The 24,675-nt window shown below is 61.4% G+C and carries 24 protein-coding genes; 10 read left to right on the top strand and 14 right to left on the bottom strand.

The window, feature by feature from the left end:
- Positions 1–1,116 (bottom strand): retention module-containing protein (locus BMZ23_RS02255; RefSeq protein ID WP_143069549.1); only part of this gene is annotated, 1,116 nt, incomplete at its 3' end.
- 349 nt (positions 1,117–1,465) lie between these two features.
- Between BMZ23_RS02255 and BMZ23_RS02250 the strand changes: the two genes are divergently transcribed.
- Genes BMZ23_RS02250 through BMZ23_RS02240 form a run of 3 tightly spaced genes read left to right on the top strand, consistent with a single transcriptional unit; the run spans position 1,466 to position 6,401 of the window.
- Entirely contained in the window at positions 1,466–2,833 is a 1,368-nt protein-coding gene (locus BMZ23_RS02250) for a TolC family outer membrane protein (RefSeq protein ID WP_093472063.1), read from the top strand.
- A 33-nt stretch (positions 2,834–2,866) separates the two neighbouring features.
- The gene (locus BMZ23_RS02245) at positions 2,867–5,032 is read left to right on the top strand and encodes a type I secretion system permease/ATPase (RefSeq protein ID WP_281242295.1); all 2,166 of its coding nucleotides are present in this window, start codon (positions 2,867–2,869) and stop codon (positions 5,030–5,032) included.
- The gene (locus tag BMZ23_RS02240; RefSeq protein ID WP_093472060.1) at positions 5,016–6,401 is read left to right on the top strand and encodes an HlyD family type I secretion periplasmic adaptor subunit; all 1,386 of its coding nucleotides are present in this window, start codon (positions 5,016–5,018) and stop codon (positions 6,399–6,401) included. Before BMZ23_RS02245 ends, BMZ23_RS02240 begins: the two co-directional genes overlap by 17 nt.
- Here the strand turns inward: BMZ23_RS02240 and BMZ23_RS02235 are convergent, their stop codons facing one another.
- The 7 genes from BMZ23_RS02235 to BMZ23_RS02205 all read right to left on the bottom strand — a co-directional run bounded on the left by BMZ23_RS02235 (position 6,402) and on the right by BMZ23_RS02205 (position 11,817).
- Positions 6,402–6,734: a DUF6122 family protein gene (locus BMZ23_RS02235; protein WP_245748086.1), complete on the bottom strand. Its 333-nt coding sequence runs from the start codon at positions 6,732–6,734 to the stop codon at positions 6,402–6,404. It abuts the gene before it with no gap.
- The gene (locus BMZ23_RS02230) at positions 6,728–7,360 is read right to left on the bottom strand and encodes a DsbA family protein (RefSeq protein WP_093472057.1); all 633 of its coding nucleotides are present in this window, start codon (positions 7,358–7,360) and stop codon (positions 6,728–6,730) included. Before BMZ23_RS02230 ends, BMZ23_RS02235 begins: the two co-directional genes overlap by 7 nt.
- Before the next feature lie 13 nt (positions 7,361–7,373).
- Positions 7,374–8,312: an oxygen-dependent tRNA uridine(34) hydroxylase TrhO gene (gene trhO / locus BMZ23_RS02225; protein WP_093472055.1), complete on the bottom strand. Its 939-nt coding sequence runs from the start codon at positions 8,310–8,312 to the stop codon at positions 7,374–7,376.
- A gap of 85 nt (positions 8,313–8,397) precedes the next feature.
- On the bottom strand, positions 8,398–8,715 hold the full coding sequence (locus BMZ23_RS02220) for a BolA family protein (protein ID WP_093472052.1): 318 nt from the start codon (positions 8,713–8,715) through the stop codon (positions 8,398–8,400).
- Complete coding sequence (locus BMZ23_RS02215) at positions 8,715–9,269, bottom strand: DUF2059 domain-containing protein (RefSeq protein ID WP_143069548.1); 555 nt, start codon at positions 9,267–9,269, stop codon at positions 8,715–8,717. The genes BMZ23_RS02220 and BMZ23_RS02215 overlap by 1 nt, the downstream gene beginning before the upstream one ends.
- A gap of 93 nt (positions 9,270–9,362) precedes the next feature.
- On the bottom strand, positions 9,363–10,343 hold the full coding sequence (locus tag BMZ23_RS02210; RefSeq protein ID WP_093472046.1) for a DMT family transporter: 981 nt from the start codon (positions 10,341–10,343) through the stop codon (positions 9,363–9,365).
- A gap of 118 nt (positions 10,344–10,461) precedes the next feature.
- Positions 10,462–11,817 (bottom strand): DEAD/DEAH box helicase, encoded by a 1,356-nt coding sequence (locus tag BMZ23_RS02205; RefSeq protein ID WP_093472043.1) that lies wholly within the window; start codon positions 11,815–11,817, stop codon positions 10,462–10,464.
- A 196-nt stretch (positions 11,818–12,013) separates the two neighbouring features.
- On the opposite strand from BMZ23_RS02205, the gene BMZ23_RS02200 reads away from it, so the two are divergent.
- The 3 genes from BMZ23_RS02200 to BMZ23_RS02190 all read left to right on the top strand — a co-directional run bounded on the left by BMZ23_RS02200 (position 12,014) and on the right by BMZ23_RS02190 (position 15,122).
- Positions 12,014–12,862 (top strand): pirin family protein, encoded by an 849-nt coding sequence (locus BMZ23_RS02200; RefSeq protein WP_093472040.1) that lies wholly within the window; start codon positions 12,014–12,016, stop codon positions 12,860–12,862.
- Positions 12,863–13,024: 162 nt separating this feature from the next.
- Positions 13,025–14,221, top strand: coding sequence for an acyl-CoA dehydrogenase family protein (locus tag BMZ23_RS02195; RefSeq protein ID WP_093472037.1), 1,197 nt, complete (start codon positions 13,025–13,027; stop codon positions 14,219–14,221).
- Positions 14,222–14,357: 136 nt separating this feature from the next.
- Positions 14,358–15,122, top strand: coding sequence for an SDR family NAD(P)-dependent oxidoreductase (locus BMZ23_RS02190; RefSeq protein WP_093472034.1), 765 nt, complete (start codon positions 14,358–14,360; stop codon positions 15,120–15,122).
- Positions 15,123–15,154: 32 nt separating this feature from the next.
- On the opposite strand, the gene BMZ23_RS02185 is transcribed toward BMZ23_RS02190, so the two are convergent.
- Genes BMZ23_RS02185 through cobT form a run of 3 tightly spaced genes read right to left on the bottom strand, consistent with a single transcriptional unit; the run spans position 15,155 to position 17,507 of the window.
- Entirely contained in the window at positions 15,155–15,886 is a 732-nt protein-coding gene (locus BMZ23_RS02185) for an adenosylcobinamide-GDP ribazoletransferase (RefSeq protein WP_093472031.1), read from the bottom strand.
- On the bottom strand, positions 15,877–16,452 hold the full coding sequence (locus BMZ23_RS02180) for a histidine phosphatase family protein (protein WP_093472029.1): 576 nt from the start codon (positions 16,450–16,452) through the stop codon (positions 15,877–15,879). Before BMZ23_RS02180 ends, BMZ23_RS02185 begins: the two co-directional genes overlap by 10 nt.
- Complete coding sequence (gene cobT / locus BMZ23_RS02175; protein ID WP_093472027.1) at positions 16,449–17,507, bottom strand: nicotinate-nucleotide--dimethylbenzimidazole phosphoribosyltransferase; 1,059 nt, start codon at positions 17,505–17,507, stop codon at positions 16,449–16,451. The genes BMZ23_RS02180 and cobT overlap by 4 nt, the downstream gene beginning before the upstream one ends.
- Positions 17,508–17,860: 353 nt before the next feature.
- Between cobT and BMZ23_RS02170 the strand changes: the two genes are divergently transcribed.
- Complete coding sequence (locus BMZ23_RS02170; protein WP_093472024.1) at positions 17,861–19,516, top strand: long-chain-fatty-acid--CoA ligase; 1,656 nt, start codon at positions 17,861–17,863, stop codon at positions 19,514–19,516.
- A 16-nt stretch (positions 19,517–19,532) separates the two neighbouring features.
- Here the strand turns inward: BMZ23_RS02170 and BMZ23_RS02165 are convergent, their stop codons facing one another.
- Together BMZ23_RS02165 and BMZ23_RS02160 are read right to left on the bottom strand one after the other, a co-directional pair.
- Positions 19,533–19,778, bottom strand: coding sequence for a hypothetical protein (locus tag BMZ23_RS02165; RefSeq protein ID WP_093472021.1), 246 nt, complete (start codon positions 19,776–19,778; stop codon positions 19,533–19,535).
- 2 nt (positions 19,779–19,780) lie between these two features.
- The gene (locus BMZ23_RS02160; protein WP_143069547.1) at positions 19,781–20,398 is read right to left on the bottom strand and encodes a hypothetical protein; all 618 of its coding nucleotides are present in this window, start codon (positions 20,396–20,398) and stop codon (positions 19,781–19,783) included.
- A gap of 179 nt (positions 20,399–20,577) precedes the next feature.
- Here BMZ23_RS02160 and BMZ23_RS02155 point away from each other — a divergent pair, with 179 nt between their 5' ends.
- The 3 genes from BMZ23_RS02155 (at position 20,578) to htpX (ending at position 23,244) form a co-directional block, all read left to right on the top strand.
- On the top strand, positions 20,578–21,789 hold the full coding sequence (locus tag BMZ23_RS02155; RefSeq protein WP_093472015.1) for a pyridoxal phosphate-dependent aminotransferase: 1,212 nt from the start codon (positions 20,578–20,580) through the stop codon (positions 21,787–21,789).
- A gap of 7 nt (positions 21,790–21,796) precedes the next feature.
- Positions 21,797–22,234, top strand: coding sequence for a hypothetical protein (locus BMZ23_RS02150; RefSeq protein ID WP_093472012.1), 438 nt, complete (start codon positions 21,797–21,799; stop codon positions 22,232–22,234).
- 119 nt (positions 22,235–22,353) lie between these two features.
- Positions 22,354–23,244, top strand: coding sequence for a protease HtpX (htpX, locus tag BMZ23_RS02145; protein WP_093472009.1), 891 nt, complete (start codon positions 22,354–22,356; stop codon positions 23,242–23,244).
- A gap of 83 nt (positions 23,245–23,327) precedes the next feature.
- On the opposite strand, the gene BMZ23_RS02140 is transcribed toward htpX, so the two are convergent.
- Positions 23,328–24,464: an ATP-NAD kinase family protein gene (locus tag BMZ23_RS02140; RefSeq protein WP_093472006.1), complete on the bottom strand. Its 1,137-nt coding sequence runs from the start codon at positions 24,462–24,464 to the stop codon at positions 23,328–23,330.
- Positions 24,465–24,675 lie beyond the last annotated feature (211 nt).

Here is a 24,675-nt window from a genome sequence, read left to right as displayed (position 1 = left end):
GCCCGCCCCGCCTTCGAACAGGTTGTCATCCAGTGTCGGTACACTGACCACCGCGCTCAGCTGGCCGGCCGGAATGGTGACGCTACCGCTGTAGCTGATCGGGCTCTGCAGGTCATCGGCGCTCGCACTGCCGTCCAGTTGCAGGGTCCAGTTGACTTCCACCGGGCTGGCCGACGGGCCGCTCAGGCGTACGGTAAACTGCAGCGGTTGGCCTTCCACTGCCTGGGCGCCAACGCCGTCCACCGCGTCCAGGTTGACCACCGGCAGGCTGTCGTTGTCTTCAATCAGGCCGGTTGCCTCTGTTGACCCCGGAACAGCACCCTGTACATCGCTAATACTGATCTGCAAGTCTTCAAAAGTGCCAGGACCACCTTCAAACAGAAGGTCATCGAATGTTGGCAGACTAATCAGGTAAGAGGTGCTTCCCGCAGGGATAGTTACCGTACCAGTAAGCACTACCGGCTCGGCAAGATCAGCCGTGCTCGCGCTGCCAAGCGAGACTGTCCAGGTAAAACTAACCGGCACAGAGCTGGGGGCAGAAAGGCTTACCAGAAACTGTAGAACGCCACCTTCAACCACGCTGGCATTCTCGGCACCGCCCAGTGGCTGGATGGAAATACTTGGCGGCTCAGCTTCATCCAGATCCGGAAACAGAGGATCCTGATCTTGTGGCAATTCCAACAGCGCAACAGCCGGTCCAACCGTATCAAGACCCACATCCGGGTTGATCCGCAAGTCCAGCCGATCCAGTAACACAAATGAATGTCCACCACCTTCACCACCAGCGGCGCCACCAGCAGCCGGGCCAGCTGCCGTAGCCTCAAGCAAAACACTGGGATCCTGGCCTGCAGCAATCGCCTGCTGAATGGCAGCAATATCCATTGGCTCAACCGAGGCACCCGGCTCTGAAGCGGACAGCACAAAACGGGTATCACGCCCAAGGTCCATGACCTGGCCATCATCCAGCCTTATCGTAACGGCGCCTGCACCATCCGTAATCACCTGCTCTCCGGCAAGCACAGTGTCACCTTCCAGCAACAGGCGTCTCCCACCGGATGCATCTAGTGCAAACACCTGCCCTACAACCTTGAGCACAACAGCGTTGATGCCAGCCATGAACTTTCTCCCGTCAACAGTTCAATTCCTGACGCCACCCCGGTTACCACCTGCTGCGAAAGCAGGCCTTCCAAATCTGGCGCCGAATAAATGCCATAAAAACGTCACAAGGAAATATAAGAAATCATTAGCGACGAAATCTTGGCTTTTTTTAAAATGTACTACACAATTGACCGTGACGCTCATGTGGTTTTAGAAACTTTTGCACTATTAACCCAAGAGTCAGGTACAGATCAGTATCAAAAAAGCATTGCGCCTCAGCTGGCGGTCTTCGCAGAGCATCTATACTTGCATAGCCCCTAGGTATGCTGCGGAAATCACGGAAAGCACGGGCGCCACAGGAGGTTTTATGCGCACTTCAACGCTATATCTGTTTGCACTCCCACTGGCAGCCTCACTCAGCCTCAACGCCATGGCGCAACCACTGCCCGAAGCCATTCAGTCAGCCCTTGAAAGCCACCCCGAGCTGCGCGCCAGCGCCAGCAGCCGACTGGCTGCTGGTGAGGATCTGAAAGCAGCCCGTGCCGGCTATCTGCCTCGCATTGACTTGAATGCCGGCTACGGCAGGGAAGGCACCGACAGCCCGGCGATTCGGGCCGGGGGGAAACATTGGGAGCGGCTGACTCGCGGAGAAAGCCAGATCAGACTCGGCCAGATGGTATTTGACGGTTTTGCCACCCCAAATGAGGTGCGCCGTCACGAGGCAACGGTAAACTCCCGCGCTTTTCGCGTACTGACCACCGCCGAACGCATTGCGCTGGATACCGTCGAGGCCTACCACGAAGTGGTGAAACGAACCGAGATGGTTCGTCTGGCAGAGGCCAACCTGCAAAACCACCAACGTATCCACGACCAGATCCGGCTTCGCAGCGAGCGAGGTGTCAGTCGCTCCGCCGATCTGGATCAGGCCGAAGCGCGACTTGCCCTGGCTCGCAACAATCTGGTAACGGAAAAGGCCAACCTGATGGATGCAGAAGCCGTCTATTTCAGCGTGGTAGGCCGCCTTCCGGATAACCTGATGATGCCGGGAACCGTGGCTCATCTGCTGCCGGAATCCCTTGAGCAGGCACTGACGCTAATCAACCAGAACCCCATCATCCAGACAGCAGAAGCAGACCGCGCGGCAGCCGAGAAGCAATATGCCACCACCAAGGCGCCTTTCTATCCACGCTTCGACATCGAGCTGTCTCGTAATTTCGATAACGATCTGGACGGTGTAAACGGTCACTACAACGAGTGGCAGGCAATGCTGCGCATGCGCTACAACCTGTTTAGCGGAGGTCGTGACAAAGCCAGACTGGAGTCAAGTTCGCACCAGATAAATCAGGCCATCGAAATTCGCAACAACGCCACGCGCCAGCTTGCAGAGGAGCTGCGACTGGCCTGGAATGCCATGGACAGCGCACGCCAGCAGGTGCCGATTGCACAACAGTATGTGGATTACACCGTACGTGTACGCGATTCATACCGTCAACAATTCAATATTGGTGATCGCACCCTGCTCGACTTGCTGGACAGCGAGAACGAACTTTTCACCGCTCAACGCCGACTGACCGAAATCCGCATTACCGAGAACTTCTCGCAGTATCGACTATTGGCTGTAGCCGGACAGCTGCTGCGCAGTCAGTCAATAGTTCCTCCTGCAGAGGCAATGCCCTTGCATGTTGCCGGACAGTCTGGCTCTGACGGGCTAGCCGGCCTACCGGAAGGACGCTGAAATTTGACTGCACCTGAAAACCTGTCGGGCGACCTGACGCCCGACAGGGCAACCGAACCCCAACGCCCCGAGGATCCACGCAGCCGGTTTGACGACCCGCTGCTGGATGCCTTGATGGTGCTATGCCAGGCTCACCAGATACGAACCAGCCGAGGCATTCTGACATCCGGATTGCCGCTGCATAACCAACGACTTGCCGTTGAACTGCTTCCACGTGCGGCTGCCCGCGCGGGCCTGCAGGGGCGATTGCTGGACAGACCCCTGGACAGCATTGATGAAATGGCGCTACCGGCTCTTCTGCTGCTGGGAAACGGTCGCTGTGTTGTACTGGACGCCTGGCTTGACGGCGACAAGGCCCGCATTCTGACAGCTGAATCGGGTGGTGGTGCACGCACCATCGAACGACAGAAGCTGCGTGAAAGTTACAGCGGCAAGGCTTTTTTTGCTCAACCGCGACACCGTTTCGAGCGACAAAGTGCATCACCGATAGCACGAACACGGCATTGGTTTCGAGATACCCTGCAACTTTCCCGCAGGCTCTACGCCGACGCCATGATTGCCAGCTTGCTGATCAATCTGCTCGCGCTAACAGCACCGCTGTTTGTTATGAACGTCTATGACCGGGTGGTTCCCAATCTGGCGCTGTCCACCCTGTGGGTACTTGCAATCGGCATTGCATTGGCAATGTTGTTTGACCTGATTCTGCGAACATTACGCTCGCACTTCATCGATATTGCCGGCAAGAAAACCGACCTGATTCTGTCTGCCACATTATTCGAGCGAATTACCGGCATGAACATGAAGGCAAGGCCTGCCAGAGTCGGCAGCTTTGCCCAGAACATTCATGAATTCCAGAACCTCAGGGACTTTCTTACTTCGCTGACTCTTACCAGCCTTATCGACCTGCCTTTCGCACTTCTCATTCTGCTGGTGATAGGACTCATCGGCGGCCCCATCGTCTGGGTACCCCTGCTTGCATTCCCCTTGGTGCTCGGCATCGGGCTACTCCTGCAGGGCCCGTTGTCCCGCACGATCAGACAAACACTCAAGCTCGCCAGTGAACGCCAGGCAATGCTGATAGAGACTCTTGGCGGCATAGACCTGATCAAGGTAACCGGTGCCGAAAGTGAACGTCAGCGCCTCTGGGAAACCACCATAGGCGCCTTGGCACGACTTGAAATGCGTGCCCGCCGGCTTTCGACACTGGCCGTAAACAGCACCCTGTTCATCCAGCAGCTATCTGGCGTGGCCGTAATAGTTGGCGGTGTCTATCTGATCATGCAAGGCAATCTCAGCATGGGAGGGCTTATTGCCTGCTACCTGCTGAACAGTCGCGCGCTGGCTCCACTCTCGCAAATAGCCAGCCTGTTGACCCGCTACCAGCAGGCTCGTCTGACCGTCGGCACGACCGACCAGATGATGGGCATGCCCCAAGAGCGCAAAGAGCATGCCTTGCCAACCCAGCGCCAGCAACTGCACGGCGCCATTGAAGCAAGAAATCTCTGCTTCACTTATCCTGGCCAGCTGTATCCAGCCCTGGATAATATCAATCTCAACATCTTGCCGGGGGAGCGCGTAGGCATCATCGGGCGGAGCGGTTCAGGCAAAAGTACCCTGCACAAGCTACTGCTAAACCTGTATCAGCCGGACAGTGGCCATCTACTGATTGACGGCATTGACATACAGCAACTGGATGTTGCCGATCTCCGCCACAACATCGGCTATGTACCCCAGGAAATTCAATTGTTCAGTGGCACACTGCGTGACAACCTGACACTCGGCGCCCGTTATATTGACGAGGAGCGTTTGCAGCAAGTATGCGATATGGCAGGTGTCAGTGAGTTTGCACGACAGCATCCGCTTGGCTACGACCTGCAGGTTGGCGAGCGCGGACTCAGTCTTTCAGGAGGACAGCGACAGGCAGTTGCAGTAGCACGCGCCTTGCTACTCTCTCCGCCGATATTGCTGCTCGACGAGCCAACCAGTTCGATGGACAACAGCAGCGAGGAGCGGCTCAAGCGACAACTCATACCAGTGCTGGCCAACAGCACATTGCTACTGGTGACACACAGAGCCTCCATGCTGTCACTGGTTGAACGCCTGATAATCATTGATGGCGGCAGGATAGTGGCCGACGGCCCCAAGGAAAAAGTTCTGGATGCCCTGAAAAAAGGACAAATCAATGTCACGCGCCCCTGAACCTGCTTCTGCTCCCGCTGCAACAACAGGTCATGTGCAACTGAAAACCAGCCGGAAGTCTGCGCAGACTGAAGTCCCCTTGCCTGATCTGACTGAAGCCATTCTGGAAGACTCGCCACGTAACTCAAGGATGCTGCTCTGGGCACTGGCAGCCCTGGTGTTGAGCGCCCTGTTATGGGCCAATTTTGCGGAAGTGGAAGAAATCACCCGAGGGCAAGGAAAAGCCATTCCTCCTGGAAAACTGCAACGCATCCAAAATCTTGAAGGGGGTATTGTTTCGGAAATTCTGGTGCGTGAAGGCCAGATCATCAATCAAGGCGACCCTTTGCTACGCCTTGATGACACTCGCTTTGCCTCGAATGTCCAGGAAAGCCGTTTTGAGCGACTGGGCAAAATGGCCCGGCTGGCTCGCCTGAATGCCGAGATGGAAGAGCGGGAGTTGCTGATGCCCGATGAGGTCATTAGCGAAGCTCCTGAGCTGGCTGCGGCTGAGCTGGCATTGCATCAGGCTCGCACCAACAAACTGCTCAATGAGCGCAGCATACTTGACGAGCAACGTCAGCAGCGCCAACAGGAACTGGACGAGTTGAAATCACGTCAGCAGCAATTCCGCAACAGCTTGGCACTGCTACGCCAGGAACTCAACATGTCGGCACCGCTGGTGGCTGACGGTGCCATTTCTGAAGTCGAAGTGCTTCGTCTGCGGCGTGCCGAGGTCGAAACCCGCGGCAATCTGGACAGCGTCACCCTGTCCATTCCCCGAGCAGAATCCGCCCTGCGTGAGGTTGAACAACGTATTGAAGAGGTACGCAACCGTTTCCGTGGTGAAGCACTGGCAGAGCTGAGCCAGACCCGGATTGATCTTGAAAAGACCGAAGCATCCGGTCTGGCGCTGGAGGACCGGGTCCGCCGCACACTGGTGACCTCACCCGTCAACGGCATAGTTCAGCAACTGCTGGTTAACACCATTGGCGGAGTCATCCAGCCTGGCAGCGATCTGGTGGAAATCATTCCTCTTGACGATACGCTTCTTTTCGAGGCGCGTATCCGCCCCCAGGATATCGCCTTCCTCCATCCCGGCCAGCAAGCCATGATCAAGATCACTGCCTATGATTTCACCATTTACGGGGGACTGAAGGGCGAGCTGGAGCACATCAGCGCCGATACCGTGGCCGATGACAAAGGAGAAAGCTACTACCTGATTCGCCTGCGCACCGATCAGAATCACCTCGGCACCCCTGAAAACCCACTACTGATCATTCCAGGCATGGTTGCCAGTGTCGACATTATTACCGGCAAAAAAAGCATCCTCAGCTACCTACTGAAACCGGTATTGCGCGCACGCGCCGAAGCACTAAGGGAGCGTTGATCAGAACAGGACAAACCCTGCCATACGCCAGCAATCGCTGGCGTCCACCAGCATGTGAATCAGCAGGCCGAGTGCCACGATCCGTGTCACCGGCCACAGCAGCGCCAGCGCATAGACGGCAATTGCCGGGTAACTGTGCAACGGGTGAAAGCCGATCGAGCAACGGTTCGGATCAAAGATCGGATCTGCCAGCAGATGATCCAGATCGACCAGCATGGTCAGCAGCATGATGACCCAGGCGCGCTGCCAGACCGGACGAAAAAACAACAGTGCCACAACCAGCGGCAACAGCAGATGCAGCGCCATATGCACACCACCGGCCAGACTCAGCACCCCGCCTGCCCCGCCGCATGCCAGCGCTGCAACAACTCCAGAACCGCTGACGGCGGACGATAACCGTTGGCCAGCAGCGCCAGCTGACCATTGCGCTGCGCCAGCAAGGTCGGGAAGCCGGCAATCCCCAGATCACGGACCCAGGAAAAGTCCGCTGCCAGCGCCGCACTGGCCTGCTCGCTGTCGTAGTGCTCGGCAAAGCTCTGCGCGGCATAGCCAACCTCTGCAGCCAGATCGACCAGCCGTGACGGTCGGGTGACATCCTCCAGATCGGCATAGAACGCCTGCTGGATTCGCCGTACTAGCGGCCAGCTGAGCGCCGGATCCAGCGTGCGCGCCGCCACCAGGGCGCGACAGGCCGGCTCGGTGTTGTAGAGAAACTCTGCAGGCAACTGCTGTGGCTGGCGGAACGGCTGACCGGAGGCTTCGGCCACCGCCTGCCAGTGTTCCTCCAGACTGGCGCACAAACTGGCATCCAGTGGCCGCCCGGGGGCCGGACGCAGTCCGCCGGCGACCAGATGCAAGGATAACTGCGGGTAATCCTGACAAATCGCATCCAACACCGGGGCAAAGCCCCAGCACCAGGAACACAGCGGGTCCATCACGTACAACAGGCGTTGCTGCATGGTCGACTCCCGATCAGTCGGCGGAGGATGCCTCGCCGGAGCCCGGCCCCAGTGGGCGCGGCTGGTTGCGCTGACGTGCCAGCTCGATCTGCTGCTGGCGTTCTTGTACGCGCTGACGGGTCTTCTCCGGCAGCCGGTCATGGCAATGCGGGCAGCTCAGCCCCTGGCGGTAAAGTGCCGATTGCTGCTGCCCGGCACTGACCGGTTGACCACAGGCATGGCACATCACATGGCTGCCCTGTGTCAGATCGTGATTGACCGTCACCCGCTCATCAAACACAAAGCATTCACCCTGCCACAGGCTCTGCGCCTCAGGCACCTGTTCCAGATAGGCGAGCACGCCGCCCTTGAGGTGATAGACCTCGTCAAAGCCCTGCTCAAGCATGTAGCTGGAGGCCTTTTCGCAGCGAATACCACCGGTACAGAACATCGCCACCTTGCGCTGGCGCGCCGGATCGCAGTGCTCGCGCACATAGTCCGGAAACTCGCGAAAGCTCTGGGTCTGCGGGTCGATCGCGCCACGAAAGCTGCCGATACGCACCTCGTAGTCGTTACGGGTATCAATCAGCAGCACGTCTGGATCACTGATCAGTGCATTCCAGTCGGCCGGTTCGACATAGCTTCCGACACGGCGGGTCGGACTGATACCCTCAACGCCGAGGGTGACTATCTCGCGCTTGAGCTTGACCTTGGTGCGCAGGAATGGCGGCTTGTCACAGAAGGATTCCTTCCAGTCCAGATCCGCCAGCCGGGGGTCGGCGCGCATCCAGCCGAGCAAGGCATCGACTCCGGCGCGCGAGCCGGCAACGGTGCCGTTGATACCCTCCTCGGCCAGTAACAGGGTGCCGCGTACTTGGTTGTCGAGCATGCATTGCAGCAGCGGCTCACGCAGCTCGCGGTAATCCTCAAGGGTGACGAACTTGTAGAGTGCCACCACCACGGTATTGCCCATAACCTACCTCACAACCCGGAAAATGCCGCCAGGGGGACCCGGCGCAGGGCGGCAAGTCTACCATCTGTGCTTAGGGAAACGCTGATCATTCCCCTTGATGTTTGCCGCCGCCCATGCAGTTTGGCGAGTCTGGTGCCTGGTTGAGCTCGACCCATTCCTGCGGTGTGTAGGTATGCAGCGCCAGCGCGTGGATGCGCTGCATCAACGGGCCCAGCGCGGCATACACCGCCTGGTGCCGGCGCACCTTGCCCTGCCCATCAAATTGGGCACTCACCAGCACCGCCTTGAAGTGCGACTCCGAACCGGGCGGCACATTGTGCATATGGCTTTCATTGAGCAATTGCAGGTGGCTGGGTTGCAGTGTTTGCAGGGCCTGTTCAAGGGCGTGCTGAACGGTACTCATCAGGGTTGCTCCGGGGACTCTTGGGCTGGGGTAACAGGCAGACCGCCCACAGGCGCCTGCCGTTGTTCAATCTCATCGGCCATCTGCTCAAGCAGATCCTGCATGCGCGGCGCCAGCCGCTGTTCCCAGCGCTGGTTGACCAGCGCCATCGACTCGCTGCTGAGCATCTGCAGGTTGTCCATCAGCCGGCGCCCCACCTCGGACTCATAGAAGGCCGACAACTGCTCAAACTCCTCGGTGGTAAACAGCGGCAGGTACAGCTCGATCAACGGCTCACGCAGTGTCTCCCAGGCCAGCTCCTGATCCAGCAGGGCTCGCGCCTGTTGCTGGTAGTCACGCAGCACGTCCTCGTATTGCAGGGAGCCGCCAAGCTGGGCAAAACGGGCATGCATCAGCCGGCCGACCTGATCATACAGCGGCGCCGTCATACCCTCGGCACGCGCCAGCCGCAGAAAACGTTCGGCGGCGGCACGCTGCGCGGCATCGGTATCCGCGGCATGGGCGGGCGACGCCAGCCACAGGACTGGTAACAGGCAGAACAGCAGTTTGGTCATGGCAATGGGCAACAACTGGCCAACGGGGTGACTATAGTGACAGGCCGCTGCCGTGCGGAAAACCCTTGTCCGGCATTGCCGGCCAACGCCGGCTCAGGAGCCGGCGGGAGGTGGCGTCATACTCAGGCGACGCAAGCGTCTGTTGCGAATATTTTGCAGCAGGCTGGGCGCCAGAGCGATCAGCGCTGACCCGCCCACCACCATACAGGCCCCGACCAGTGCCAGCATATCCAGTTGCTCGGGCTGCACATGTTCAGGCCAGACGGATGCAGCCAGTGCAACCATGACAAAAGTCATCAACGGTGTCACCGCCACAGTAGCGCTGACCCTCGAGGCCTCCCAATGCACCAGCGCCTCGGCAAAAGCACCATAGGCAACCAGCGTATTGAGGCAGCAGCCGGCCAGCAGCAGCACCTGCACAGAAGACAGCTGAAATAGTTGTAGTGGCTGGGCCAACGGCAGGATAAGCACACTGCAGGCCAGATAGATAACCATCATTACCGACACCGACGACCAGACACTGAGCAATTGTTTCTGCGCAAGGCCGTAAAGCGCCCAACACAAGGCGGCTGCCAGGGCTATTAATATGCCTATTGTGTACTGACCAAGACTGCCAAAGAGTTCGTCCAGTCGCTGATTGAAGAACAAACCAAAGCCGCTCAGCAGTATCATCAGGCCAAGCAACTGGCCTATTCCGAAGCGTTCGCGGAACACCAGAAGACTGCCAAGCATCAACATCACCGGAGCAATCTGGATGATTAGCTGCATGGTTCCCGGTGTCAGCCGGTCTAGCGCCATGAGATACAACACATAATTACTGCCCAACCCGAGCACTGCCAATACCATCAGGGTGCGATACCCCGCAGACAGTCCACGCAATGATGGCAGGCGTCCACGCGCGCCCAGCCAGAGCAGCAGCACCATTCCGGCGCTGGTAAGCCGGTACCAAGTCACGGTGTAGGCGTCCATGTCACGCAACACTTCCTTGAGCATGATCGGCAGTACGCCCCACAAAACGGCGGTAGTCAGCGCCAGGGCAAAACCGTATAGCCAACGGCCCGAAGCCACATGCATCGGTGCATCTCCAACAACATAAAAGGGAAGGAATTCAGCTAAAGATTCTAGGCTGGCGGAGCCAACCGTCACAGATACAGCTATGCCGGCATTGCGCCGGCAACTGTTCTGTCCAGGGTCACTCTGCCGCTGGTGGCGAGCGTCTGCGTTTGGGCGGCGCCAGCCCATCACTGCTGGTAATCACCTCACCCGCCGGCACCTTTGGCCGGGAGGGTCTCGGCTTGCCGGCCTTGGCCGACTTGGGGCTCTTGCTGCGCGCGCCCGACTTGCCGTCCTTGTCCTTCTTTTTCTTCTTGCTGCCGACCGGCTTGCCGGAGGCCTTGAGCTTCTTCGGTCCGGTAAAGTTGCCTGCCAGCTCCTTGATCAGGCGACGCTCGAACTGCCGGCGCAGGTAGCGTTCGATGCTCGACATCAGGCCCCACTCGGTGGACAGCACCAGGGATACCGCCAGCCCCTCGGCGCCGGCACGGCCGGTACGGCCAACCCGGTGCAGGTAATCGTCACCACTGCGCGGCATGTCGAAATTCACCACCATGTCGACCGCCTCGATATCCAGCCCGCGCGCGGCCACATCGGTGGCCACCAGCACCGCCTTGCCGCCATCGCGAAAGTGCGCCATCACTGCCTTGCGCTCCTTCTGGTCACGCTCGCCATGCAGCGTGTAGGCACGCAGACCGGCAGCGCGCAGCACCCCGCCAAGGCGTTCGGCCGCCTCACGGGTGTTGGTGAAGACCATCGCCTTGCCCTGGCAATCGTGCTCCAGCAACCACTTCAGCAGGCGCTCCTTGTGCCCACGGTCATCGGCGGCAATCACCTGCTGGCGGATCTGCGGGGTATCCTCGCGCACATCGCTGAGCGCCAGCCACTGCGGCTCGCGCATCAGTGCGCGGGCCACCCGCTGCAATCCGGCATGCCCGGAGGTTGCGGAAAACATCAGCGTTTGCCGGCCCGGCGGGCAGGCCGCCGCGAGCTTTTCCACATCCTCGCTGAAACCCATGTCGAGCATGCGGTCAGCCTCGTCGTACACCAGCGCCATCACCTCGGACAGGTCCAGATTGCCGGCGGTCAACTGCTCTACCGCACGCCCGGGGGTGGCAACGATCAGATCGGGGTTCTTGCGCAGGCGCGCCGCCTGCACCTTGAAATCCTCACCGCCACAGACCAGCTCGCTGCGCAGGAAGGTAAAGCGCGCCAGCGCCGTCGCATCAGCCACAATCTGCGCTGCCAGCTCGCGGGTCGGCGCCAGAATCAGCACCCGCGGCGCCAGCACCCGCCGCTCATCGAGCAACAGCCGCTGCAGCAACGGCAACAGGTAGGCGGCGGTCTTGCCGCTGCCGGTGCGGGCAATCACATACAGATCCTGCCCCGACAGCGCCGGCTCGATGGTCGCCTGCTGCACGTCGGTGGGTTGCTGGAATGCCAGTGCGTCGAGGGCCTTGTGCAGGCGCTCATGCAATACGAAGGATCCGAACACGCAATTACCTCAGAAACGGGATACTGGCGGCCGGACGGCCGCCGCACAGTCCGGCAGTTTAGCAGCAAAGCGCTATCCGGACTGCGCCAATGCACCGATCGAATCCTTCGATAAATCCCTGCAAAGAATGCGACTGGACCCTGCCCCGCCGGCCATCGACAATCCTTGCATGTGCAACCACTACCGGAGACAGCCCATGAGCAAGCGCCAGATCCGCCAGGTCCTGGTCGGCCGCCCCACCCGCGACGGTGATGGCGTAGCCCTGACCCGGGTGTTCGACAGCCGGCATGCCGCGCTGTTCGACCCCTTCCTGATGCTCGACGAGTTCGGCTCGGACGCCGCCGATGACTATATTGGCGGTTTCCCGCCACACCCGCACCGCGGCTTCGAGACGGTCACCTACATGCTCGAGGGCCGCATGTTGCACGAGGACCACCTGGGCAACCGTGGCCTGCTGGAACCGGGCGGACTGCAATGGATGACCGCCGGGCGCGGCATCATCCACTCGGAAATGCCGCGCCAGCAGTCCGGACGCATGCGCGGCCTGCAGTTGTGGGTCAACCTGCCGGCGCGTGACAAGCTGCAGCCAGCCGGCTACCGCGACCTGCCGCCCGAGGCACTGGTTGAGCACCGGCGGTCTGACGGCAGCCTGCTGCGCCTGCTGGCTGGCCGCCTGGACATTGATGGCCAGCAGTTGCTCGGCCCGATCAGCGACCGCCCGAGCCAGCCACTGTTGCTGGATATCCAGCTGAGCGCCAATGGCGAACTGTGCGTGCCGCTGCCGGAGTCACTGAACGCCCTGCTGTATGTGCTGGATGGCCAGCTGCGGGTGGATGGCCGACCGCTGCGGGCACAGCAACTGGCGCACCTTGGGTCCGGCACACAGCTGCAACTGGACAGCCCGGACAGCGCGTCGCGGGCACTGCTGATTGCCGGCCAGCCGATTGGCGAGCCAATCGCCCAGTACGGACCCTTCGTGATGAACACCCGGGAGGAAATCGAACAGGCCATCAGCGACTACCGTCATGGCCGCCTGACAGGCTGATCTCGCCCTGGCAAATAAAGGCGATACACCTTCATCATACATGCTTATGGAGACGCATTCCGCACGCCAGACATGATTCCGTCCCGCAGGGTTTGACTATAGGGTCACGCCATCGACCACCGGTCGGTGGCCACTTTCAAGTCAACCACAGGGACACATCACATGTTCGAACTCAGCCCCCGCGTGCAGGAACTCAAGAACCAGCTCGACGCCTTTATGGATGAGCACATCTACCCCAATGAAAAGGTCTTCTACGAGCAGGTAAAACTGAACAAGTGGGGCCACCCGCCGATTCTTGAAGAGCTGAAGAAAAAGGCCCGTGCCCAGGGCCTGTGGAACCTGTTCCTGCCGGAATCCGAGCGCGGCGCCGGCCTGAGCAACGAGGAATACGCCCACCTGTGCGAAGTCATGGGCCGGGTTTCCTTTGCCGGCGAGGTGTTCAACTGCAATGCGCCGGACACCGGCAACATGGAAACCATCGAGCGCTACGGCAACGAAGAGCAGAAGGAAAAGTGGCTGAAGCCGCTACTGGCCGGTGAAATCCGCTCCTGTTTCTCGATGACCGAGCCGGATGTTGCCTCCTCCGACGCTACCAATATCGAATGCGAAATCCGCCGTGAAGGTGACGAGTACGTAATCAACGGCACCAAGTGGTGGTCCTCCGGCGCGATGAACGAGCATTGCAAGATCGCCATCGTGATGGGCAAGACCAATCCCGACGCACCCAAGCATGCGCAACAGAGCATGATCCTGGTACCGCTGGATGCACCCGGCGTGACCATTGTGCGCGACCTGCATGTGTTCGGTTATGACCATGCCCCGCACGGCCACGCGGAAATCCGCTACGAGAACGTACGGGTGCCGGTCTCCAACATTCTGCTGGGCGAGGGCCGTGGTTTCGAGATCGCCCAGGGTCGCCTTGGCCCGGGCCGTATCCACCACTGCATGCGTGCCATCGGTCAGGCCGAGCGCGCCCTGGAAGCCATGTGCCGCCGCGCCGCCGAGCGGGTTGCCTTCGGCAAGCCGATGTACAAGCTCGGCAGCGTGCCGGAGATGATCGCCCGTTCGCGCTGCGAGATCGACCAGGCCCGCCTGCTGACCCTGCATGCCGCGCGCAGCATGGACAAGCACGGCAACAAGGTGGCCCGTCAGCAGATCGCCATGATCAAGGCAGTCGCGCCGACCATGCTGTGCAACGTGATCGACCGCGCCATTCAGATCCACGGTGCCAAGGGCGTTTGCCAGGACAGCTTCCTCGCCTCCTCCTACGCCAAGGCGCGCACCCTGCGTCTGGCCGACGGCCCAGATGAGGTGCACCTGAACGCCATCGCCAAGATGGAAATGGCGCAGTACCTGTAAACCAGGCCTCTGCCACTGCAACCTCAGAACCAATCTCGTCATCCCCGGCGCAGGCCGGGGATCCACAATGCTGGATACCGGCCTGCGCCGGTATGACGAGCGTCTGAGAATCCACCCCCACTGACAGGAGTTTGCCATGGGCGCTCTATTCGATCTGACCGGCAAGGTCGCAATCATCACCGGCTCGACCAAGGGCATCGGCAAGTCGATCGCCGAGGAATATGCCAAGGCCGGCGCCAGGGTAGTGATTTCCAGCCGCAAGGCCGAGGCCTGCGAGCAGGTAGCCGGCGAGCTGCGTGCCCAGGGCTTCGAGGCATTGGCGGTGGCCTGCCATGTCGGCGACAAGGTCCAGCTGCAGAATCTGGTCGAGCAAACCCTGGCAGCCTTCGGCAAAATCGACATTCTGGTGTGCAACGCCGCTACCAACCCGGTATACGGCCCAACCCACCAGGTCAGTGACGAGGCCTTTGACAAGATCATCGGCACCAACGTCAAGGGCACCTTCTGGCTGTGCAACATGGTTATTCCGCACATGGTGCAGCAAGGTGGCGGCTCCATTGTGCTGCTGTCGAGCATTGCCGGGGTGCGTGCCAGCGCCAATATCGGCGTGTACGGCATGTCCAAGGCCGCCGAGGCGGCACTGGCGCGCAACCTGTCACTGGAATGGGGACCGCAGGGCATTCGCGTCAACAGCATTGCCCCGGGGCTGATCCGTACGGACTTCGCCCAGGCCCTGCTGGATGATCCCGAGCGTCTGCGCAAGGTCGAGGAACGCCTGCCGCTACGCCGGGTTGGCGAGCCGGTGGATATTGCCGGTGTGGCACTGTTCCTGGCCTCCTCGGCAAGCGCCTACATGACCGGTCAGACGCTGATTGCCGACGGTGGCGACACCATCTGCTGAGTCAAGCGCCCCGGCACCCTGCCGGGGCTGCCTCAGAACACCAGCAGCAGCCCCAGCAATGCCAGCACTTCGATGATTTCCAGCAGTGCCCCGGCGGTATCCCCGGTGGTGCCACCGAGACGCGCCAGCAACTGACGCCGCAGATACCAGAACACCACCAGCAGCAGCCCCAGCAACAGCAGCAGCGACCAGCCAAACAGCAGCATCAGCAACCCATGCAGGCCCAGTACCCAGGGCAGTTCGGCCCGCGGCAGGTGCTCGGCCAATGCACTGCCCAGCCCGCCGGGCCGCACATAGGGCGTCAACGCAAACAGCAATGGCAGGCTGCAGCGGCCCAGCCAGGGTGCCAGCAGCAAGGCCGAGAGCATCTGCTGCTGCAGCAGCGCGTGCAGCGCCGCCCACTTCAGCAGCAACAGCAACACCAGGGTGATTACCCCGATCGGTCCGCAGGCCGGATCCTTCATGATGCGCAGGGTGCGTTCCGGATCGCCGTAGCCACCAACCCAGGCATCAGCCGTGTCGGCCAGTCCGTCAAGGTGCAGGCCACCACTCAGCCAGACCCACAGTGCCAGCAACAGCGCCGCCAGCAACAACGGCTCGACATGCCCCTGCAGCAGCCAGCCGGCCAGCCACAGCAAGCCACCGAGCAGCAGGCCGACCAGCGGATACCAGAGCAGCGAACGTCCCTGTTCATCGGGCCGGGGCATACGCCACAGCGTCACCGGCAGGCGCGTCAGAAACTGCAGGGCAATCATCAGGGGCATTCGTGCAAACCTCCGCGCGCATCGCGCTCCAGTGTCACCAGCTGGCCGTGGCTCACCTCGACCTGCAGCAGGTCCGCCGCAGGCAGTCCCCGGGCAAGCGCCAGCAACAGCCGCATCACCCCACCGTGGGTCACCAGCAGCAGAGACTGCCCTGAGTAACGCTGTTGCAACTGTTCCAGGCTGTCCAGTACCCGTTCGCGGAACTCTATCAGCGGCTCGCCGCCCGGCGGGGTAAATCCGTAGGGGTCCGCCCAGAAGCGCCCCAGCGCCTCGGCCTGATCCGCCATCAACTCGGCCGCCGAACGCCCTTCCCAGTCACCAAAATGCAGTTCGCGCAACCCCGCGCAAAGTTCAAGCGGCACGCCGCGCTGGCTGGCCAGTTCAGCGGCAAAGGCCGCGCAGCGCTGCAGCGGCGAACTGACCAGCCGATCCCAGGGACCGGCATCGGCGCAGCGCTGGCGCATCTGCTGCCAGCCTGCGGCGGTCAGCCGATCATCCAGACTGCCGCGGAAGCCGCCGCCCAGCTCGGTTTCACCGTGGCGCAGCAGCTGCAGTTGCAGGTTCATGCGTCAGGGCCGGCGACACCGGCCTCGGCAAAGGTGGCCATGCGGTTATGCAGGGCGCAGGCGCTGCGCAGGATCGGCAACGCCACCGCCGCCCCACTGCCCTCACCCAGACGCATGCCCAGATCCAGCAACGGCTGCGCCTGCAAGGCCTGCAGCAAGGCGACATGCCCGGGTTCGGCACTGCGGTGGCTGAATAGCAGCCAGGGTCGGCACTGCGGATTCAGCCGCACCGCGCAAAGCGCCGCTGCCGTGGTGATATAGCCGTCCACCAGCACCGCCATGCGTTGCTCGGCGGCGCCCAGAAAGGCCCCGGCCAGCGCAGCAATTTCCAGTCCGCCGAGACGTTGCAGGGCATCCAGCGGCCCCTGCAATGCCGGGCCATGCAGGGCCAGCGCGCGCTCGATCACTGCAGCCTTGTGCGCCAGCGCAGCGCCCTGCAACCCGGTGCCGGGGCCGACCAGTTCGGCTACCGGCAGCTGTAGCAGGGCGCTGGCCAACGCACAGGCGCTGCTGGTATTGCCAATGCCCATCTCGCCGCCAATCAGCAACTGACAACCAGCAGCTGCCGCTGCCTGTGCCTGCTCACGCCCGGCCTGCAGCGCCGCCAGACACACCTCCAGCGGCATGGCCGGCTGTTCGGCAAAGTTGTCGGTGCCCGGCATCAGTTGCAGATCCTCCACCCCCGGCAGCCCGCAGGGGCCGCCAACCAGCCCCAGATTGACCAGCCGCAGTTCGGCCCCCCACTGGTCGGCCAGTACGCTGATGGCGGCGCCGCCGGCGGCGAAGTTGGCCAGCATGCTGGCGGTCACCGATTGCGGAAACGCCGACACCCCTTCCTCCACCACGCCGTGGTCACCGGCAAACACGCAGATCCGCACGCGTTGCAATTGCGGGTCACGGCGCCGCTGGCAGGCCGCCAACTGCGCCGCCAGTTGCTCCAGTTGCCCGAGCGATCCCGGCGGCTTGGTCAGCTGCAACTGCCGCTGCCCAGCCGCCTCGGCAAAGGCCATATCCGGAACCGGCAACGCCTGCTGCCACCAGTAATCTGTACTCATCAGGGGGATCCTGTTTTTAACACGGAGATTAAAGGGCCATCGGCACCCATATCAGGGAGCCCGGAGGGTAGAAGCTTTGACTGTAACGGTCAATTTACGTCAAGGCACAACTCAGAACACCCCCGAGCCGCTCATAACAGCGTGTCCGGAACAGGTCATCGGTTGCTGCGTTGGCACGTCAGCTATTTGATCAGCGTTTCCAGGCTCCGTGCAGCTAATCAAGGCAACCCGGATTAAACCCGCCCACTATTTACCTGATACCCAATCAACACCGGCATTTCTATCGCTTCCGCAACCCGCACCGCGCCGCTATGGTGAATGCACAACGACAAGCACAATGGAGTATCAGTCGCATGTTCGACCGTCATCTCGGCGTCTGGCCGGCCCAGGTTCCGCATCAGCTGGAACTGCCGCAGACCAGCCTGTACAGCAACCTCAGCGTCTCGGCGCTACGCTACCCGCAGCACCCGGCCATCATCTACTACGGCACCCCGCTCAGCTACGCCGAACTGCAACGTCAGGCCGAAGCGCTGGCCGGCCACCTGCAACAGGCCGGCGTCAGGGCCGGTGACCGGGTATTGCTGTACATGCAGAACAGCCCACAGTTCGTCATCGGCTTCTACGCCATCCTGCGCGCCAATGCCGTGGTGGTCCCGGTCAACCCGATGAACCGGCATGCCGAGCTGGAATACCTGCTGCAGGATACCGACGCACAGGTTGCCCTGTGCGGACTGGAACTGCTCGAACACATAGCACCGCTGGTCGGCCAGCACGGCCTGCGCGAGGTGGTTGCCAGCGCCTATGCCGAATACGTCACCCAGCCGATCGACCTGGAACTGCCGGAGGCCGTACGCCTGGCGCCAGCGATTCCCGCGTTACCGGGCGTCACCCCCTGGCAGCAGGCGCTGGCTGCCGGCCACAGCCCCGGCCCACTGACCGCCGGCCCGGATGACCTGTGTGTGATCCCCTACAGCTCCGGCACCACCGGCAACCCCAAGGGCTGCGTGCATACCCACCACAGCGTGATGGCCACCACCCTGTACTGCTCGGTGTGGGGCAACGCCCAGCATAATGCGGTGCAACTGGTCTCGGTACCGATGTTCCATGTCACCGGCATGCAGGTGTGCATGAACGCCAGCATCTACATCGGCGGCACCCAGGTGGTGATGACCCGCTGGGATCGCAAGGTCGCCGCGCAATTGATCCAGCGCCACCGCATCAGCAGCTGGCGGAATATCTCGACCATGGTCATCGACCTGCTGTCCGATCCTGAAATCGACAGCTATGACCTGTCCAGCCTGACCGCAATCGGTGGTGGTGGCGCCGCCATGCCGGCTGCGGTGGCGCACAAGCTGCTGGAAAAGACCGGACTGGAGTACGCCGAGGGCTATGGCCTGTCGGAAACCATCAGTGCCACCCACATGAATCCCTACCATGCGCCCAAGCCGCAGTGCCTGGGCATTCCGATCATTGGCGTGGACTCACGGGTGATCTGTCTGGACAGCCTGCAGGAAGTCGAGGTCGGGGTTATCGGGGAAATCGTCATCCATGGCGAGCAGGTATTCCAGGGCTACTGGAAACGCCCCGAGGCGACCGCCGAGGCCTTTATCGAGCTGGATGGCAAACGCTTCTTCCGCACCGGCGATCTCGGCTATTACGACGAACAGGGCTATTTCTTCCTGGTCGACCGGGTCAAGCGGATGATCAATGCCGCCGGCTTCAAGGTCTGGCCGGCCGAGGTCGAGGCACTGCTGTACGGCCATCCGGCAGTGCGCGAGGCCTGCGTGATATCCGCCCCGGATGCGCGGCGCGGGGAAACCACCAAGGCAGTACTGGTACTGGCCGACGGCCAACAGGCCAGCGCCGACGACATCATCGACTGGTGCCAGCAGAACATGTCGGCGTACAAGTGTCCGAAACTGGTCGAATTCGTCGATGCGCTGCCCAAGTCGCCGACCGGCAAGGTGCTCTGGCGCGCCCTGCAGGATCAGGAGTGGGGACGCGGCTGAGGCCAGGCTGCCGGCGTCAGCGCCTGACGCCGGCATCCCATTGCGCTGATTGCTCACGCAACCACGATTCAAGCTGCTGCTTGCGTATTTTCTGCCGGGTGGCCTGTTGCAGGCACTCAAGCATCCATGCACGCTTTTGCGGATCATCCCCGGCCATCGACAGGGCCAGATCGCGCCGCACCCACAGCTGAATGCGCCGATAGATCCACCAGTGAAAATACAACCCGCTGAAACTCACCACGCCGATAATCAGGTAATCCATCACTATTCACCCCGGCGCATACTGCCAGCCGGCAGATTTTCACAACGAACACTACCACGCAGCAGGCTTGGCGACTCCAGCTGACCCGCATGGCCTGCCTGCCAGTCGGCAGTACTGCCGGTCAGGAGGGCACAGTTCTGCTGATGACGCCAGTCATTGCGCGGAAAACGGCACAGGCTCAGGGTCTGGCCGTCAAAGCGTGCATAGCCGTAGCCATGGTATCCAGGTGACTCAGTGCTCGGCTGGGTCAGGGCAAAACGCTGCTCGACATCCTGTTGCAGTTCCAGCAGCAAGGGTTCGGCAGGCTGCCATTGGCCGTTCAACCAGGCCTGCTGGGGGGCAACCGCACAGCGTATTGCTTGTCGCGGTGCAACCTGGGGAATCGACAGGGACTCTTCAGCGAGCTGCGACCGGGACGGCTGCACGGCAGTGGCCAGCTGCGGCGGGCGAGCTTCGGCCTCGGCATCCATCAGTGCCAGCTGTTCACGTGCGCGCTGCTGCTGAGCTGGTGTCAACAGTTGCCATTGCTGATCGGTAATGCCCGCCGGCTTGCTGCTGCAGCCTGACAATAACAGCAGTAACGCCAGACAACTGCCAGCACTCCACCACCCTGATTGCATGACTTTCTCCCAACACCGGTTTAAACACGCAGTCTGACGCCGGCGCGGACGCACATCAAGCCTGTGGCAGGACGACGGAAAACCCCGTCAGACAGCCACCTGCGGACTTTTCCTGTAACACCGCAGCACGTATGATGCTCGTTTAAGTCAAGGGCAGCCCGCCATCTCAGGAATCCACCATGCAGGTTAGCAAATCCAACAAACTGGCCAACGTCTGCTATGACATCCGCGGACCCGTTCTGCAGCATGCCAAGCGCCTCGAGGAAGAAGGTCACCGCATCCTCAAACTGAACATCGGCAACCCTGCCCCGTTCGGCTTCGAGGCGCCGGAGGAGATCCTTCAGGACGTGATCATCAACCTGCCTACCGCACAGGGCTACAGCGATTCCAAGGGCCTGTTCTCGGCACGCAAGGCGGTGATGCACTACACCCAGACCAAGGGTTTCCAGGGCGTCACCATCGAGGACATCTACCTCGGCAACGGCGTCTCCGAACTGATCGTGATGGCCATGCAGGCCTTGCTCAACAATGGTGACGAGGTGCTGATCCCGGCTCCCGACTATCCGCTGTGGACGGCGGCGGTCAGCCTGTCCGGCGGCAAGGCGGTGCATTACCTGTGTGACGAGCAGTCCGACTGGTATCCGGATATTGACGATATCCGCAGCAAGATCACGCCGAACACCAAGGCCATGGTGCTGATCAACCCGAACAACCCGACCGGTGCCGTGTACCCGCGCGAAGTGCTCGAACAACTGGCCGAGGTGGCGCGCCAGCACAACCTGCTGGTGCTGGCCGACGAGATCTACGACAAGATCCTGTATGACGGTGCCACCCATGATTCCTTTGCTGCGGTGGCGCCTGACCTGTTGTGCCTGACCTTCAACGGCCTGTCCAAATCCTACCGGGTAGCCGGCTTCCGCTCCGGCTGGATGATCATCTGCGGACCCAAGCACAAGGCCAAAAGCTATATCGAGGGCATCGACATCCTGTCGTCGATGCGCCTGTGCGCCAATGTGCCCTCGCAGCATGCGATCCAGACCGCGCTGGGTGGCTACCAGAGCATCAACGACCTGGTACTGCCGGGAGGGCGTCTGCTCGAGCAGCGCGACACCGCCTGGGAACTGCTCAACGAAATCCCCGGGGTCAGCTGCACCAAGCCCAAGGGCGCGCTCTATCTGTTCCCGCGACTGGATCCCAAGGTCTACCCGATCCACAACGACGAGAAGATGGTGCTCGACCTGCTGCTGCAGGAAAAAATTCTGGTGGTTCAGGGCACCGCCTTCAACTGGCCGTGGCCCGACCACTTCCGTATCGTCTCGCTGCCACGCAAGGATGATCTGGAAATGGCCATCGGCCGCATAGCCAACTTCCTCAAGGGCTATCGCCAGTAGGCAGCCCATGGCCGATCTGCATATCGAGGACTTCCATCAGGACGTGGCGCGGATACTGCTGGCGCTGTATGCCAGCTTTCCGCGCCCGGCCACGCTGTTTGTCAGCGACCTGATCGGCGAGCATGAGCCGGACGCCTTTGGCGTGCCGGCAGTGCGTCATCAGGCCTGTTTCAGTGCCATGCTGTGGCTGGCCGACGAGGGTTTTTTGCGATTTCAGAGCACCATCCGCCAGGAAGCCATTGACCAGTGCTGCCTGACCGAGCGCAGCTTCCGTTTGCTGGCTGGCCCAAGCGGGGTCGAGGACCCGATCCTTGGGCAACTGCCGCCAAGCGTTGCGCGCCAGCGCGCCAGTCTTGCCCAGCACCTGCGCGATGCACTTGCCAGCGGTTCTTCCCACCAGGTCTGTATGGCCGTGGTCCGCTGCTTCGAGCGCAAGCCCGGTTGACGGTTACACGATTGGAAACAGAGCACCACTTGCAAGCCGCACAGGATGACCCAATATTGCCAGCAAATCAGGCGGGCTCACGCCTGTGCCTGACCTTTGACACTTATATGGAGTAAACCATGCGCATTCTGTTGTTCCTTGCCACCAACCTGGCCATTCTGGTGGTTGCCAGCATCACCCTGAGCCTGCTCGGGGTCGGCAGCGTGCATGACGGCCAGGGCGGCATGAACCTGCAGTCCCTGCTGATTTTCTGTGCCGTGTTCGGCTTTGTCGGCTCTTTTATCTCGCTGTTCCTGTCCAAATGGATGGCCAAGCGCAGCACCGGCGCACGCGTCATTGAACAACCTCAGACCCGTCAGGAACAGTGGCTGGTTGAAACTGTCGCGCAGCTGGCCCGCGAGGCCGGTATCGGCATGCCCGAGGTAGCGATTTTCCCCTCGCGTGCGGCCAACGCCTTTGCTACGGGCTGGAACCGCAACGCTTCGCTGGTCGCGGTATCCGACGGCATGCTGCAACGCTTCAGCCCGAACGAAGTGAAAGCGGTCATGGCCCACGAGATCGGTCACGTGGCCAACGGCGACATGGTCACCCTGAGCCTGATCCAGGGCGTGGTAAACACCTTTGTGATGTTCTTCGCGCGCATCTTCGGCAATTTTGTTGATCGTGCCGTGTTCAAGAATGAAAGTGGCCGCCCCGGTATCGGGTACTTTATTGCCACCATCTTTGCTGAATTGGTGCTGGGCATTCTGGCGAGCATTATCGTCATGTGGTTCTCGCGACAGCGCGAGTACCGTGCCGATGCCGCCGGTGCGCAACTGGCCGGTGCCGGCAGCATGATTGCTGCGCTGGAGCGTCTGCGTGCGGAACAGGGTATTCCGGTGGAAATGCCCGGTGAGCTGACCGCCTTTGGTATCAACGCCAACCTGAAGAACGGTCTGGCCGGCCTGTTGATGAGCCACCCGCCACTGGAGCAGCGCATCGCTGCCCTGCGCGCCGGCAACTACCGCTAAAAAGACAGGCAAGCCGCCGAAGGCTGAACGCTCCACGCGTCAGCCTAGCGGCCTTGCCAACAAGGTGCGGCAACAGGTTTTTTTCAGTTCTCCGCCTTCCAACTCACCGGATACAGCATCTCTTCCCGATAGCCACTGAGCACCCGGCGCAGGCCGGTGAGTTGCTGATCCAGTTGACTGTCACCACTATCGACCAGAAAGGGCCGGCCATCCAGACTGCGCAGTTTGGTTTTGGTGGCCACCACCTGCAGATTGTCCAGCCCGACCCGACGCAGGATGCGCGGTGAAATCTGCTGATTGCCGCGCCCGAGAATGTGCCCCTGCCCGCCAATCGCGGTGACCAGTATGTGCCAGTCCCCGGAGTGCTGCTGCATCAGCTTCCACAGCTGCGGCTCGCTGACGTCAGTCGCCAGCAGTTGCCCATCGCAGAGCAGATCGACGCCCAGCAGGGTACCCTGCAGGCCCATCGCCTCCAGCAGGCCGAGGGTGGTCGAGCCGGGACCCAGTATCCAGTAACTGTCCGGCGCCTGCAGCTCCTGCAGCCAGGCGGCGATATCGTCGAGCACCAGGGTTTCCACCTCACGGCCGCCCTGCTTGACCTGCTGCACGAAGCGCCCCTCGCTGGGCACCGCCAGCTCGCCGAAATGCCGGGTGCGCACCTGCCCCTGGCGGAACGCCTGCTCGTCGATGTCACGCACTTCTGCTTCACTCAGGCGCACCAGTTCGCCGCTGGCAAGCATGGCCACCAGCTCACCGGCAGCCCGTGGATTGACCGCATAGACGCCGGAGTGGATCTTTACCCCGGCGGGAATGCCAAGCACCAGTTGCCCGGCGGGCAAGGCGGCGCAGATATCCCGGGCGGTGCCGTCGCCACCGGCAAACAGCAGCAGGTCAATGCCCTGCTCGTGCAACTGCAGGGCCAGCCGGCGAGTGTCCTCGGCGCTGGTCTGCGGCCCGTCGAGCTGCCCCACAGTGTCCACGGCAAAGCCCATCTGCCGCAGCAGGTCGCCTCCCATGGGGCCGGGGGCGGCCAGCCAGTGCAGACGCTCGCGCAACGGCAACAACTGCTCCAGCGCAGTGCGTACCCGCGCCGTGGCGCGCGGCTCAATGCCCATTGCCAGTGCCTGCTCGGCCACGCCATCGGAGCCCTTGAGCCCGGCCTGCCCGCCCAGTCCGGCCAGCGGATTGATCAGCAGCCCGATTCGAAAACCTGTGTGCATTGCTGTAAGTCCTTAAGGGAAAGGCTGTTGGGGAGCTGGGAAATACTGATCAACTGCAAAGAGTATCCGTAACGCGGTAACCGATGACCCGTTCCGGACCGTCGATGCCCTGGACGGGCATCGCCGAGCTTACAGGGATGTATTTACAGCGTGTCCGGAACGGGTCATCGGTTATCGCGTCAGCACGCAGCCTGCTTGATCAGTATTTCCC

Source organism: Halopseudomonas yangmingensis (assembly GCF_900114825.1).
In the GTDB taxonomy this organism is placed as follows: Bacteria; Pseudomonadota; Gammaproteobacteria; order Pseudomonadales; family Pseudomonadaceae; genus Halopseudomonas; species Halopseudomonas yangmingensis.
Note: the sequence above shows the minus strand (reverse complement) of the source record. Positions and strands in the feature narration are given on the sequence as shown.

Excerpts from the sequence above, each read along its gene's own strand:
- BMZ23_RS02250 (WP_093472063.1), top strand. The coding sequence starts at position 1,466 with ATGCGCACTTCAACGCTATATCTGTTTGCACTCCCACTGGCAGCCTCA.
- BMZ23_RS02240 (WP_093472060.1), top strand. The coding sequence starts at position 5,016 with ATGTCACGCGCCCCTGAACCTGCTTCTGCTCCCGCTGCAACAACAGGT.
- BMZ23_RS02230 (WP_093472057.1), bottom strand. The coding sequence starts at position 7,360 with ATGCAGCAACGCCTGTTGTACGTGATGGACCCGCTGTGTTCCTGGTGC.
- trhO (WP_093472055.1), bottom strand. The coding sequence starts at position 8,312 with ATGGGCAATACCGTGGTGGTGGCACTCTACAAGTTCGTCACCCTTGAG.
- BMZ23_RS02220 (WP_093472052.1), bottom strand. The coding sequence starts at position 8,715 with ATGAGTACCGTTCAGCACGCCCTTGAACAGGCCCTGCAAACACTGCAA.
- BMZ23_RS02215 (WP_143069548.1), bottom strand. The coding sequence starts at position 9,269 with ATGACCAAACTGCTGTTCTGCCTGTTACCAGTCCTGTGGCTGGCGTCG.
- BMZ23_RS02210 (WP_093472046.1), bottom strand. The coding sequence starts at position 10,343 with ATGCATGTGGCTTCGGGCCGTTGGCTATACGGTTTTGCCCTGGCGCTG.
- BMZ23_RS02200 (WP_093472040.1), top strand. The coding sequence starts at position 12,014 with ATGAGCAAGCGCCAGATCCGCCAGGTCCTGGTCGGCCGCCCCACCCGC.
- BMZ23_RS02195 (WP_093472037.1), top strand. The coding sequence starts at position 13,025 with ATGTTCGAACTCAGCCCCCGCGTGCAGGAACTCAAGAACCAGCTCGAC.
- BMZ23_RS02190 (WP_093472034.1), top strand. The coding sequence starts at position 14,358 with ATGGGCGCTCTATTCGATCTGACCGGCAAGGTCGCAATCATCACCGGC.
- BMZ23_RS02185 (WP_093472031.1), bottom strand. The coding sequence starts at position 15,886 with ATGCCCCTGATGATTGCCCTGCAGTTTCTGACGCGCCTGCCGGTGACG.
- BMZ23_RS02180 (WP_093472029.1), bottom strand. The coding sequence starts at position 16,452 with ATGAACCTGCAACTGCAGCTGCTGCGCCACGGTGAAACCGAGCTGGGC.
- cobT (WP_093472027.1), bottom strand. The coding sequence starts at position 17,507 with ATGAGTACAGATTACTGGTGGCAGCAGGCGTTGCCGGTTCCGGATATG.
- BMZ23_RS02170 (WP_093472024.1), top strand. The coding sequence starts at position 17,861 with ATGTTCGACCGTCATCTCGGCGTCTGGCCGGCCCAGGTTCCGCATCAG.
- BMZ23_RS02165 (WP_093472021.1), bottom strand. The coding sequence starts at position 19,778 with ATGGATTACCTGATTATCGGCGTGGTGAGTTTCAGCGGGTTGTATTTT.
- BMZ23_RS02160 (WP_143069547.1), bottom strand. The coding sequence starts at position 20,398 with ATGCAATCAGGGTGGTGGAGTGCTGGCAGTTGTCTGGCGTTACTGCTG.
- BMZ23_RS02155 (WP_093472015.1), top strand. The coding sequence starts at position 20,578 with ATGCAGGTTAGCAAATCCAACAAACTGGCCAACGTCTGCTATGACATC.
- BMZ23_RS02150 (WP_093472012.1), top strand. The coding sequence starts at position 21,797 with ATGGCCGATCTGCATATCGAGGACTTCCATCAGGACGTGGCGCGGATA.
- htpX (WP_093472009.1), top strand. The coding sequence starts at position 22,354 with ATGCGCATTCTGTTGTTCCTTGCCACCAACCTGGCCATTCTGGTGGTT.
- BMZ23_RS02140 (WP_093472006.1), bottom strand. The coding sequence starts at position 24,464 with ATGCACACAGGTTTTCGAATCGGGCTGCTGATCAATCCGCTGGCCGGA.